Annotated in this window: 9 protein-coding genes and 1 pseudogene; 6 read left to right on the top strand and 4 right to left on the bottom strand. The window is 71.9% G+C overall.

Annotation, left to right across the window (positions count from 1 at the left end; all coding sequences use genetic code 11):
* A pseudogene (locus ACZ52J_RS29630) lies at positions 1-259 on the bottom strand (hypothetical protein); the annotation flags it as partial.
* Between the two features lie 55 nt (positions 260-314).
* Between ACZ52J_RS29630 and ACZ52J_RS29625 the strand changes: the two are divergent.
* Complete coding sequence (locus ACZ52J_RS29625; protein WP_360506156.1) at positions 315-755, top strand: 2-thiouracil desulfurase family protein; 441 nt, start codon at positions 315-317, stop codon at positions 753-755.
* A 39-nt stretch (positions 756-794) separates the two neighbouring features.
* On the opposite strand, the gene hemE is transcribed toward ACZ52J_RS29625, so the two are convergent.
* Entirely contained in the window at positions 795-1,808 is a 1,014-nt protein-coding gene (gene hemE, locus ACZ52J_RS29620) for a uroporphyrinogen decarboxylase (RefSeq protein ID WP_360506233.1), read from the bottom strand.
* Positions 1,809-2,044: 236 nt separating this feature from the next.
* Here hemE and ACZ52J_RS29615 point away from each other — a divergent pair, with 236 nt between their 5' ends.
* The 5 genes from ACZ52J_RS29615 to ACZ52J_RS29595 all read left to right on the top strand — a co-directional run bounded on the left by ACZ52J_RS29615 (position 2,045) and on the right by ACZ52J_RS29595 (position 8,923).
* On the top strand, positions 2,045-2,707 hold the full coding sequence (locus tag ACZ52J_RS29615; protein WP_465623108.1) for a DUF3000 domain-containing protein: 663 nt from the start codon (positions 2,045-2,047) through the stop codon (positions 2,705-2,707).
* A 320-nt stretch (positions 2,708-3,027) separates the two neighbouring features.
* Complete coding sequence (locus ACZ52J_RS29610) at positions 3,028-3,753, top strand: response regulator transcription factor (RefSeq protein WP_360506162.1); 726 nt, start codon at positions 3,028-3,030, stop codon at positions 3,751-3,753.
* A 289-nt stretch (positions 3,754-4,042) separates the two neighbouring features.
* The gene (locus ACZ52J_RS29605; protein ID WP_465623107.1) at positions 4,043-5,317 is read left to right on the top strand and encodes an HRDC domain-containing protein; all 1,275 of its coding nucleotides are present in this window, start codon (positions 4,043-4,045) and stop codon (positions 5,315-5,317) included.
* Positions 5,318-5,573: 256 nt separating this feature from the next.
* Positions 5,574-6,791: a thiolase family protein gene (locus tag ACZ52J_RS29600; protein ID WP_360506168.1), complete on the top strand. Its 1,218-nt coding sequence runs from the start codon at positions 5,574-5,576 to the stop codon at positions 6,789-6,791.
* Positions 6,792-6,793: 2 nt separating this feature from the next.
* The gene (locus ACZ52J_RS29595) at positions 6,794-8,923 is read left to right on the top strand and encodes a 3-hydroxyacyl-CoA dehydrogenase NAD-binding domain-containing protein (RefSeq protein ID WP_360506171.1); all 2,130 of its coding nucleotides are present in this window, start codon (positions 6,794-6,796) and stop codon (positions 8,921-8,923) included.
* Between the two features lie 112 nt (positions 8,924-9,035).
* Here the strand turns inward: ACZ52J_RS29595 and ACZ52J_RS29590 are convergent, their stop codons facing one another.
* Positions 9,036-10,562, bottom strand: a complete 1,527-nt coding sequence (locus ACZ52J_RS29590) for an ArnT family glycosyltransferase (RefSeq protein ID WP_465623105.1) — start codon at positions 10,560-10,562, stop codon at positions 9,036-9,038.
* A gap of 170 nt (positions 10,563-10,732) precedes the next feature.
* A complete protein-coding gene (gene dxs, locus ACZ52J_RS29585; protein WP_360506177.1) occupies positions 10,733-12,637 on the bottom strand; it encodes a 1-deoxy-D-xylulose-5-phosphate synthase in 1,905 nt (634 codons plus the stop codon).
* Between the last annotated feature and the right edge of the window lie 190 nt (positions 12,638-12,827).

Raw genomic sequence — 12,827 nt, 5'->3', positions numbered from 1 at the left:
AGGGCGCCCTGCAGCGCGGGGTCAACCACGAGGGCTTCTTTCCGTTCGGCCGGTGGTTGACCCCATCCTGCACCACTTCCAAAACACGGCCTAGCCGCGACACCACCTGACTGTGCCACGAGCGCTGCGGGGACATCATGAAGGCCAGGGCTCCATCGATCAGTTCGGTGTGCCGCGGCGCCTGCGGCAGGTGGTCGAGGTCGTCGGCGAACCAACCCTCGTCTCTGGGGGCGTACATCCAGTCCGGCAGCTCACTCATGACCCCAAGATAGCGAGTTCAAGGACACGAGGAACCGCCGCTTAGGGTGTGTGCTATGGAGCCGATCATGGTGAGTGCGTGTCTGGCCGGCGTGCCGTGCCGGTACGACGGGCGGGCGAAGACCTCCGAGGGTGCGCTGCGCCTGGTGGAGGAGGGGCGGGCCGTGGTGGTGTGCCCGGAGGGGGCGGGCGGGTTGCCGACGCCGCGGCCGCCGGCGGAGATCGTGGGCGGGGACGGCGCGGACGTGCTGGACGGGCGGGCGCGGGTGGTGGACGCGACCGGGGCGGACTGCACCGGGGAGTTCCTGGCCGGCGCCCGGGCGGCGCTCGCCGCCGCGGAGGCGGCGGGGGCGCGGCGGGCGGTGCTGATGGCGCGCAGCCCGTCGTGCGGCTGCGGGCAGGTGTACGACGGGACGTTCACCGGGGAGCTGCGCCCCGGAGACGGGGTGACGGCGGCGCTGCTGCGGCGCGCGGGGATCGAGGTCACCGCCGGGTAGCGGGCCCCCGGGATCCGGAGGCCCGCCACCGTGGAGGGGTCAGCGCGCGCTGGCCTCGTGGACGAAGGCAACGAGCCGGCTGAGCGCGTCCGGGTCCATGGACGGCATGACGCCGTGGCCGAGGTTGAAGATGTGGCCGCTGGTGCCGAGCGCCTCGGCGGCCTGCAGCACCTCGCGGGCCTTGGCCTCCACGACCTCGGTGGGCGCGAACAGCACCGCCGGGTCAAGGTTGCCCTGCAGGCCCTTGCCGGGGCCGACCCGCTCGGCGGCGACGTTCAGCGGCACCCGCCAGTCGACGCCGACGATGTCCGCGCCGGCCTGGCCCATCAGACCGAGCAGTTCGCCGGTGCCGACGCCGAAGTGGATGCGCGGCACGCCGTACCCGGCGACGGCGTCGAAGACCTTGGTGCTGGCCGGCATCACCGAGCGGCGGTAGTCCTCCGGCGCGAGCGAGCCGACCCAGGAGTCGAACAGCTGGACCGCCGAGGCGCCGGCCTCGATCTGCACCTTGAGGAAGGCCGAGGTGATGTCGGCGAGCCGGTCCACGAGGGCGGCCCACAGCTCGGGCTGCCCGTACATCATGGCCTTGGTGTTCTCGTGGTTCTTGGACGGGCCGCCCTCGACCAGGTAGCTGGCCAGCGTGTAGGGCGCGCCGGCGAAGCCGATCAGCGGGGTCTCGCCGAGTTCGTCCACCAGCAGGCCGATGGCCTCGGTGATGTAGGGGACGTCGTCCGGCTCGAGCGGGCGCAGCCGCTGGAGGTCGTCGAAGGTGCGGATCGGGTCGGCGATGACGGGGCCGATGCCGGGCTTGATGTCGACGTCGATGCCGACCGCCTTGAGCGGCACCACGATGTCGCTGAAGAAGATCGCGGCGTCCACCTTGTGCCGGCGCACCGGCTGCAGGGTGATCTCCTTGACCAGCTCGGGCCGCATGCAGGACTCCAGCATGGGGATGCCCTCGCGGACCTTCAGGTACTCGGGCAGCGAGCGGCCGGCCTGGCGCATGAACCAGACGGGCGTGTGCGGCACCGGCTCCTGCCGGCAGGCGCGCAGGAACGCGGAGTCGTACGCGGCGCCGCGGCGCGCGGGGGTGGTCCGGCCGTTGTTCGAGGCCGCCGTCGGGTCTGCCGTAGTCTCGCTCACGCGTCAAATCTTCGCACGCGTCCCGGGGACCCCTTCCCGGCCGGTCTCGTCGGTTCCTCCAAGATCTGCCCGGGTTTGCCGTTCCGGCACGCCGCTGGGAGAGAAGTTGCGGCGATAACCCGGGTTTTCGACCTAGTCTTCGGGTCATGGCAGCGGTCGGAGGGCACCCCGCACAGGGTGGCGGAGCAGGTGGCGGAACGGGTCGCGAGGGGGCGCCGAGCGAGTTCCGGGCTGCCGTGGCGGCCCTTGACGGGGCCCGGTTGCGGCCCGAGGTGCAGCTCTCCCCCGCGCCGGCGCCGCGTCGGCTGGCCCCGCACGCCTTCGCGGTGACCGCCGCGGTCGAGGTGGATGGCGAGGAGTTGGCGGACGGCCGTCTGGTGCTGCTGTACGACCCGGCCGGACAGGAGGCCTGGAACGGTGAGTTCCGGGTGGTCACGATGACCCGGGCCGAGCTGGAGCCGGAGATGGCCGGCGACCCGATGCTCTGCGAGGTCGGCTGGGCCTGGCTGCTGGACTCACTGCAGGCGCACGGCGCCGGGTACGCGGAGCCGTCCGGCACGGTGACCAGGTGCGCGTCCCAGTACTTCGGCGGTCTGGCGGACCGCCCGTCGTCGACCGAGATCGAGATCCGGGCGTCCTGGACCCCGGCCGACGGCCGTTTCGAGCGGCACCTGGCGGCCTGGGCGGACCTGCTCTGCATCAGCGCCGGCCTGCCGCCGGTCGCACCGGCGCCGCAGGGGCCCGCCGAGGTGCCGTCACTCGGTGGAGTGGTCCCGATGCCCGCCAGGCGACGCCCGCGGCCGCACTGACGGGTGGCGTCGGGGCTCGTCGACCGCGGGCGGCCGGACGCCACTCCCAGGACTGACGGAGTGTGACTTCGGACCCGCTCTGTGTCAATTAACCGGTCGATACCGACCGATCAGCATCGAATCTGATCGATTTTGTGCGAATACCAAGCATGTCGCATCAATCATTTGCGCGATTTGTCCGTATTGTTACTCACTAGATCGTGATCTTTTGCTAAAGCCGGGCACGGTTGCTGCCGAAGCAGACTGTGACCCTTTCCGAACGCGGAACACTCCGACCGCCCCCATCGGGGTTCCGTCCGCCACTCCCCGCAGGAGGCCTGGTGTCGGTCCTTCTTGAGCACCCCGCAAACGTGGTCGCCTACCGCCCGACCAAGCCCACCGCCATGGTGGTCATCGCCGATCCCCGCGTCCGAAACACCGTCACCCGTCACCTGTGGGCGCTCGGCGTCCGGGACGTGATCGAGGTGTCCTCGATCGCCGAGGCCCGCCCCCGGGTCTCCACCCCACGCGACATCTGCGTCGCCGACGTACACCTGCCCGACGGCTCCGGGCTGACCATCCTCGCCGAGACCCGCGCCGCGGGCTGGCCCAACGGCCTGGCACTGTCCGCCGCCGACGACATCGGCGCGGTCCGCAGCGCGCTGGCCGGCGGCGTCAAGGGCTACGTGGTCACCGGCACCCGGACGAACGTCGCGATGCCGGGCCGCCCGGGCATGCCGCTCGGCGCCGCCGGGCTGGCCGGCCGGATGCGCCGCCCCGGGATGCCGGGCATGCCGGGAGCCACCGGTGCACCGGGAGCCCCCGGAGCCCCCGGTGCGCCCGGTGCCCCGGGCCCCCAGCAGGCCGCCTACCGCGAACTGTCCGGCCGCGAGGTCGAGGTGCTGCGGCTGGTCGCCGAGGGGCAGTCGAACAAGGCGATCGGCGTGGCAATGGGCCTGTCGGCGCTCACGGTGAAGAGCCACCTCGCCCGGATCGCCCGCAAGCTGGGCACCGGCGACCGCGCCGGCATGGTCGCCGTCGCGCTGCGCACCGGGATCATCCACTGAGCCGAGCGCTCCGGACCGCCGCGGCGGCCGAGGAGGAACGTTTCCTCCTCGGCCGCCGCGCCGTTGCCTGGGCCCCCTCAGCAAGCGGGCGAGCACCCGACGCGAGCGGGTGAGTCCCCGCCCCGAGACACCCTTGAGGCGAGCGGGTGAGTCCCCGCCCCGAGACACCCTTGAGGCGAGCGGGTGAGTCACTGGGCGCCCCGGAGGCGAGCGGGCGACTAAGGGGTGAGTATCCGTCTGACCAGTCCGACAACACTCCCGGTCGCGAGGTCCGTCGTACCCTTGGGGGGTGACCGACGCCGTAGCAGCCATCCCAGAAGAAGCAGCCCCGGTCCCGCTCCTCGAGCCGAAGGAGGGGATCCCGCCCGTCGTGGCGGACGAGCAGGCGCTGGCCGCCACGATCGCGGCCTTCGCCGCGGGCACCGGGCCTGTCGCCGTCGACGCCGAGCGCGCCTCCGGCTACCGCTACGGGCAGCGCGCGTACCTCATCCAGCTGCGCCGCGCGGGCTCCGGCTCCGCCCTGATCGACCCGATCGCCTGCCCCGACCTCAGCGCGCTCAACGCCGCCCTCGAGGACGCCGAATGGGTGGTGCACGCCGCCACCCAGGACCTGCCCTGCCTGGCCGAGGTCGGCATGAGACCCCGGCGTCTCTTCGACACCGAGCTGGCCGGGCGGATCGCCGGCTTCGCCCGGGTCGGCCTCGGACCGATGACCGAGAACGTGCTCGGCCTGAGCCTGGCCAAGGAGCACTCGGCGGTCGACTGGTCCACCCGCCCGCTGCCCGAGCCGTGGCTTCGCTACGCCGCTCTGGACGTCGAGGTGCTGGTCGAGCTGCGCGACGCACTCGAACAGGAGCTGGACGCCCAGGGCAAGCTCGACTGGGCCCTGGAGGAGTTCGCGGCGATCGCCGCCGCGCCCCGCCCGGCCCCGCGCACCGACCCGTGGCGGCGCACCTCGCAGTTGCACAAGGTCCGGCGGCGCCGCCAGCTGGCCGTGGTGCGCGAGCTGTGGCTGGCGCGCGACCGGATGGCGCAGGAGCGCGACGTCTCCCCTGGCCGGGTGCTCTCGGACGCCGCGATCGTCAACGCCGCGCTGGCCATGCCGCTGAACATCGCCTCGCTGCAGGCTGTCCAGGGTTTCGGGCCGCGGGTGCACCGGCGCCAGCTGGAGCAGTGGCTGGCCGCCGTGCAGCGCGGCCGGGAGATCCCGGAGGGCCAGCTGCCGCCGGCCGCCGCGCCGCACGACGGACCGCCGCCGCCGCGCGCCTGGGCGGAGAAGGACCCGGTGGCCGCCGCCCGGCTCTCCGGTGCGCGCAGCGCGGTCAGCGAGCTGGCCGAGCGGCACCACCTGCCGGCCGAGAACCTGATCACCCCGGACCTGGTCCGGCGGGTCTCCTGGGAGCCGCCGGCCGACCGCGGCCCCGAGGGTGTGGCCGCCGCGCTGCGCCGGCTCGGTGCCCGGCAGTGGCAGGTGGACCTGGTGGCGCCCGCGATGGCCGCTGCGTTCGCCTCGGCCGCGACCCCGGCCGCGACCCCGGCGGCGACCTCGGCGGCCGAGGCCTGACCCCGGCAGGACCCCGGAGGGGATGCCGTCCGTACGGGCGGCATCCCCTTCGTCGTCCCCGCTCGCGCGCCCGCTCGTTGTACCCGGGGCAGCGTTCCTGGTCGGACGTGTCGCGGGACACACGGTCAGAACCGTCCGAGGGGCCTGGGCAGGTTGGTTACCGACGGGTAGCATGACCGTGAAGCGGCGCCGCTCGGGTCTTTCGCCGGCGGCAGCCTGCCCACCTCAAATGTTGGTCCCTGGGAGGAGAGCCCCCGTGCCTCGTACCGCGAGGGACGTCGTCTTCGTCGATGGCGTCCGCACCCCGTTCGGCAAGGCCGGCCCGAAGGGCATCTACCACGAGACGCGCGCCGACGACCTCGTCGTCAAGTGCATCCGGGAGCTCGTGCGCCGTAACCCGAACCTGCCCGTCGAGCGCATCGACGAGGTCGCCGTGGCGGCCACCACGCAGATCGGCGACCAGGGTCTGACCATCGGGCGCACCGCCGCCCTGCTGGCCGGCCTGCCGAAGTCCGTCCCGGGCTACTCGATCGACCGCATGTGCGCCGGCGCGCTGACCGCGGTGACCGCCACGGCCGGCGGCATCGCCTTCGGCGCCTACGACGTGGTCGTGGCCGGCGGCGTCGAGCACATGGGCCGCCACCCGATGGGCGAGGGCGTCGACCCGAACCCGCGCTTCGTCTCCGAGAAGCTGGTCGACGAGTCCGCCCTGTTCATGGGCATGACCGCGGAGAACCTGCACGACCGCTTCCCGCACATCACCAAGGAGCGCTGCGACGCCTACGCCGTGCGCTCCCAGGAGAAGGCCGCCAAGGCGTACGCCAACGGCGACATCCAGCCGGACCTGGTGCCGATCTCGATCCGCAACACCAACCCCGAGGTCGGCGAGACCGGCTGGGGCCTGGCCACCGTGGACGAGCCGATGCGCCCGGGCACCACGATGGAGTCGCTGGCGAACCTCAAGACCCCGTTCCGCCCGCACGGCAACATCACCGCGGGCAACTCGGCCGGTCTGAACGACGGCGCCACCGCCTCGCTGCTGGCCGCCGAGGACGTCGCCGAGGAGCTCGGCCTCCCGGTCAAGATGCGCATGGTCTCCTACGCCTTCGCCGGCGTCGAGCCCGAGGTCATGGGCATCGGCCCGGTCCCGGCCACCGAGAAGGCCCTGGCCAAGGCCGGTCTGACCATCGACGACATCCAGGCCTTCGAGGTCAACGAGGCCTTCGCCGTCCAGGTGCTGTCCTTCCTCGACCACTACGGCATCGCGGACGACGACGAGCGGGTCAACCCGTTCGGCGGCGCGATCGCCTTCGGCCACCCCCTGGCCTCCTCCGGCGTGCGCCTGATGAACCAGCTGGCCCGCCGCTTCGAGCAGCGCCCGGACGTCCGCTACGGCCTCACCACGATGTGCATCGGGTTCGGCATGGGCGGCACCATCATCTGGGAGAACCCCCACTTCGAGGGTGGTAAGTGAGCATGAGCAACACCACTGAGCTGCTCCAGCACGGCGCCGAGCTGTTCCCGGGCGAGGTCGTCACGACCGCCCACGTGCGCCACCTGGACCTGCCGCTGCAGGCCGGCAAGCTGGCCCTGATCACCCTGGACAACGGCTTCGACCACACCAAGCCGACCACCTTCGGCCCGGGCTCGCTGCTCAAGCTGTCCGCCGCGCTGGACCAGGTCGAGGCCGAGGCCGCCGAGGGCAAGATCGTCGGCGCCGCGATCACCGGCAAGCCGTTCATCTTCGCGGTCGGCGCCGACCTCAAGGGCGTCGAGCTGCTCAAGGAGCACGCGGACGCGCTGGCCATCGGCAAGGGCGGCCACGAGGTCTTCAAGCGGATCGCCGCGCTGCCCGTCCCCACCTTCGCCTTCTACAACGGCGCGGCGATGGGCGGCGGCGTCGAGGTCGGCCTGCACGCCACCTACCGCACGGTCAGCGCGGGCGTCCCGGCGTTCTCGCTGCCGGAGGTCTTCCTGGGCCTCGTCCCGGGCTGGGGCGGCTGCAGCATCCTGCCGAACCTGATCGGCCCCTCGAAGGCGATCAAGGTCATCATCGAGAACTCGATGAACCAGAACAAGCAGCTCAAGGGCAAGGACGTGTTCGAGCTGGGGATCGCCGACGCGATCTTCGAGCCGGCCGACTTCCTGGAGCAGTCGCTGCTGTGGGCCGCCAAGGTCCTCAAGGGCGAGGTCGTCGTCGCCCGCGAGGAGATCGACCGCGGCAAGGCCTGGGACGACGCCGTCGCCTGGGGCCGTCTGGTCGCCGACGCCAAGGTGCACGGCGCCGCGCCGGCCGCCTACAAGGCGCTGGACATCATCGCCCAGGTCAAGGACGCCGACCTGCAGGCGGGCTTCGACGCCGAGGACGCGGCCCTGGCCGACCTCATCATGAGCGGCGAGCTGCGCAGCGGCATCTACGCCTTCAACCTGGTGCAGCGCCGGGCCAAGCGCCCGGTCGGCGCGCCGGACAAGTCGCTGGCCCGCCCGGTCTCCAAGGTGGGCGTCGTCGGCGCCGGCCTGATGGCCTCGCAGCTGGCGCTGCTGTTCGCCCGTCGTCTGGAGGTGCCGGTGGTCCTCACCGACATCGACCAGGAGCGCGTCGACAAGGGCGTCGGCTACGTCCACGCCGAGATCGACAAGCTGCTCTCCAAGGGCCGCATCGGCCAGGACAAGGCCAACCGTCTCAAGGGCCTGGTCTCCGGCTCGCTCGACAAGGCCGCCGCCTTCGGCGACGCGGACTTCGTCATCGAGGCCGTGTTCGAGGAGATGGGCGTCAAGCAGACCGTCTTCGCGGACCTGGAGAACGTGGTCTCGCCGACCTGCGTGCTGGCGACCAACACCTCCTCGCTGTCGGTCACCGAGATGGCCTCGAAGCTGAAGCACCCCGAGCGGGTCGTCGGCTTCCACTTCTTCAACCCGGTCGCGATCCTGCCGCTGCTGGAGATCGTCCGCGGCGACAACACCGACGACGCGTCGCTGGCCACCGCCTTCGCCGTGTCGAAGAAGCTGAAGAAGACCTCGGTGCTGTGCAAGGACGCCCCGGCGTTCGTGGTGAACCGGATCCTCACCCGCTTCATGGGCGAGATCCAGAGCATCATCGACGAGGGCACCCCGATCGCCGACGTCGAGAAGGCCGTCGAGCCGCTCGGCCTGCCGATGTCCCCGATCGTGCTGCTGGAGCTGGTCGGCCCGGCCATCGCCCTGCACGTCTCGGAGACCCTGCGCGGGGCCTTCCCGGAGCGGTTCACCGTCTCCGAGAACCTCGCCAAGGTCGTCAAGGCCGGCAAGCGCGGCTTCTACACCTGGACGGACGGCCAGCAGGTCCTCGACCCCGAGGTGCTGGAGCTGCTGACCTTCGGCGACTCGGTGCTCACCGAGGAGCAGGTCCGCGCCCGCGCCCTGGAGGCCGTGGCCCAGGAGATCGGCCTGATGCTGGAGGAGGGTGTCGTCGCCGAGGCGCAGGACATCGACCTCTGCATGATCACCGGTGCCGGCTGGCCCTTCCACCTGGGCGGGATCACCCCGTACCTGGACCGTGAGGGCATCTCGGAGCGCGTGAACGGCAAGCCGTTCCTGGCCCCCGGCGTGGCCTCGGTGCCCGCGTAAGGCCCGGCGATACGACGGAGCCCCGGTGACCTGGTGGTCACCGGGGCTCCGTCGTCGTGTGCGACTCCGTCGTCGCGTGCGGGCTCAGCCGTTGTGTGCGGGGGCTGCGGGCTCAGTGCTTGAGGCGGTAGACCACGGTGTCGGCGAAGACGCCGACCATCTCGTAGTGGGTGTCCAGCAGGTTCTCGATCCGCGGGACCATGACCGGCTGGTACGGGGCGATGCCGGAGTCGTCGACCACGACCTCGGGCAGGCCGTTGGCCAGCTCCTTGTCGAAGGTCTGCCAGGCGTTGGAGACGCTGAACTGCTCGCCGACGTTGGCGCTGCCGTCCTTGCCGCCGCTGTAGTTGGTGAGGAAGCCGGCCGTCAGGTAGCGGCTGGCGGGCTTGCGGTCGGCCAGCCAGTACAGCTCGGGGTGCATGCCCCAGACCAGCACGGTGTCCTTGGGGGTGGTCTGGGCGGCGACGGCGGTGGCGACCTCGGTGGTGCGGTTGAGCCGCTCCCCGGGCCAGGCCAGCGCGAGGCCCCAGAACACCGTGGCGGCGACCGTGGTGTACAGCAGGACGGGCTTCCAGCGGATCGCCGAGGTGGCGACCGCCCCGGTGCCCAGCAGCACCAGCGGCGGGATCAGCTGCAGGTAGTAGTGGCCGAAGAAGTGGAAGCCCACGCTGACCGCGACGACCGAGGAGACCAGCCAGACCCACAGGTCGGTGGTCGAGCCGTGCTCCTCGCCGGCCACCGGCAGCGGGCGGTGGCGGTACTTGAGCCAGAGCCGGCGCCCGACCGGGAGCAGGAAGCCCAGGCCGGCCACGGCCAGGATGGCCGAGTTGCCGAGCGCGCGGCCGGCCATCTGCAGCCAGGCGCCCCCGAAGGAGGCGTAGTCGCCGCTGCCGGTGACCACCCAGAAGAGGAAGCCCTTGGGCTTGGTGAGGATCACCGCGACCAGCGCTATCGGCAGGATGAAACCGAACCCGATCTTGAACAGCGCGGGCGGCCAGCGCACCCCGCGCCGGCGGGTGTCCTGGAAGAGCATCCAGAGCACCGGCAGCAGCACCGCGCCGCCGGTCTGCTTGGTCAGCGAGCAGAGCGCCACCGCGATGCCCGCGGCCAGCCAGCGGCGCCGCTCGGCGTACCGGAAGGCGGCCACCATGGCCGGCAGCATGAAGACCTCGAAGGTCGCCGCCTGGGTGTCCTCCGGGGAGAGCCCGATGGAGACCAGCAGGTAGAGCAGGCCCGCGCCGGCGCCGGCCCGGTTGCCCCAGCGGCCGCGGGCGATCGAGGCCAGCAGGATCGCGGTGACCAGGTGGGCCACCACGGCCAGGGTGCGCTGCGGCCAGAGCGAGGCGGAGCCGAAGACCGCGAAGCAGGCCTGGTAGAGCCAGGGCAGCAGCGGGGGCTTGCGGTCCACCACGGTGTCGTACAGCACTCCGCCGTCCGCCAGCATCCGGGCCTGGGTGGCCAGGAAGCCCTCGTCCGGGCTCCAGACGGGCCGGGCGAAGGAGGGGATGTGGGTGACCAGCGCGACCAGCGCGAGAACCGGCACCAGCCTGGTCCAGTACCCGGTTCGGACGTGGGTACGGACGCGCTCGGGCAGGCGCTCGGCCAGTCCGGCGGGGCGGAGGCGGGTGGGGGTCGGCACGGTTGACAACCTACCGGGCGGGATCGGCGCGGGCGGCGCCGGTCCCGCCTTTCAGTACGATTGTCAGCTTGTTCCGTGACGAACTGTTACAGAGTTAGGACGAACGGTCGTCGCCGGAACGGCCCATCACCTGTCGGAATCAGGCGGTCGTTCCTTGTGACGACCTCCGGTCAGGCGTCGACCGGCGCCGCGTCCAGGCTGGCGACCAGGGCCGTCACCTTGCGGGCGATGTCCGGGGCGTTCAGGCCGATCTCGGCCAGGATCTCGTTCCGGCTCGCGTGGTCCAGGAACTCCTGCGGAATGCCGAAGTCGCGCACCGGCAGATCCACGTCCGCGTCCCGCAGCGCCTGCGACACGGCGGCGCCGACGCCGCCGACCCGGCCGTTGTCCTCGATCGTGACGACCACCCGGTGCTCGGCGGCCAGGCCCGGCAGGGCCCGGTCCACCGGCTTGACCCAGCGCGGGTCCACCACGGTGGCGGTGACGCCCTGGGCGGCCAGCAGGTCGGCGACCTCCAGGCTGGTGGGGGCCATCGCGCCGACCGAGACGATCAGCACGTCGGCGCGGTGGGTGCCCGAGGGCTCCTCGGCGGCGCGCAGCACGTCCATGCCGCCGATCCGGCCGACCGCGGCGACGGGCGCACCGACCGTGCCCTTGGAGTACCGGACGACCGTCGGGGCGTCCTTGACCTCGACGGCCTCGCGCAGCTGGGCGCGCAGCTGGTCGGCGTCGCGCGGGGCTGCCATCCGCAGGGTCGGGATGACCTGCAGGATCGACATGTCCCACATGCCGTTGTGCGAGGCGCCGTCGGTACCGGTGACCCCGGCCCGGTCCAGTACGAAGGTGACGCCCAGCTTGTGCAGGGCGACGTCCATCAGGACCTGGTCGAAGGCCCGGTTCAGGAAGGTCGCGTAGACCGCGAAGACCGGGTGCAGCCCGTTGGTGGCCAGGCCGGCCGCGCTCGTCACGGCGTGCTGCTCGGCGATGCCGACGTCGAAGGTCCGGTCCGGGAAGGCCTCCGCGAACGGGGCCAGGCCCACCGGGTGCAGCATGGCGGCGGTGATGCCGACGATGTCCTCGCGCTCGTGGCCGAGCGCGACCATCTCCTCGCCGAAGACCGAGGTCCAGTCCTTGCCCGAGTTCTTGACCGGCAGGCCGGTGTCCGGGTGGATCACGCCGACGGCGTGGAAGCGGTCCTCGTCGTTGTTCTCGGCGGCGTGGTAGCCGCGGCCCTTCTCGGTGAGGCAGTGCACGATGACCGGGCCGCCGAAGCCGCGCGCCTTGGTCAGCGCGGACTCCAGGGCGGTCAGGTCGTGGCCGTCGATCGGGCCGATGTACTTGAGGCCGAGGTCCTCGAACATGCCCTGCGGGGCGATGAAGTCCTTGAGGCCCTTCTTGGCGCCGTGCAGCGTCTCGAAGAGCTGCTGGCCGACCACCGGGGTGCGCTGCAGGGCGTCCTTGCCCCAGGAGAGGAAGCGCTCGTAGCCCTGGGTGGTGCGCAGCGTGGCGAGGTGGTTGGCGAGGCCGCCGATGGTCGGCGAGTACGAGCGCTCGTTGTCGTTGACGACGATGACGACCGGCAGGTCCTTGGCGTCGGCGATGTTGTTGAGCGCCTCCCAGGCCATGCCGCCGGTGAGCGCGCCGTCACCGATGACGGCGACGACCGGGTCCGCCTTGCCCTGGATCTTGTTGGCCTTGGCCAGGCCGTCGGCGTACGAGAGGACCGTGGAGGCGTGCGAGTTCTCGATCACGTCGTGCTCGGACTCGGCGCGCGAGGGGTAGCCGGACAGGCCGCCGCTCATCTTCAGCCGGGAGAAGTCCTGGCGGCCGGTGAGCAGCTTGTGCACGTAGCTCTGGTGGCCGGTGTCGAAGAGGATGCGGTCGCGCGGCGAGTCGAAGACCCGGTGCAGCGCGATGGTGAGCTCCACCACGCCGAGGTTGGGCCCGAGGTGTCCGCCCGTCTTGGAGACCTCGGTCACCAGGAAGGTCCGGATCTCCTGGGCCAGTGCGGCCAGCTGTCCGGGCGTGAGCCGGTCGAGATCGCGCGGTCCCCGAATGCGGGTCAGCAGGGCCACCCGTTCCTCCTCGTTCAGTGTTCGCGGACCGCGGGCGGTCCGACGGGCGTCGCTGCCCGGTCCGGCGGCAGGCCGGCGGTCGCGGCCGGTACCGACCGGTCGAGTCTAATGTCCGCTTGCCGGACACCGAGCGGCGCGCCCGGTGCCACCGTTCGGTTATCGCCATTCCGGGAGGTCGGCCGGGGGGTGC

The organism is Kitasatospora sp. NPDC034035 (assembly GCF_055575755.1).
The sequence above is the reverse complement of the archived record's forward strand: the minus strand, read 5'-3'. Positions and strand labels throughout refer to the sequence as shown.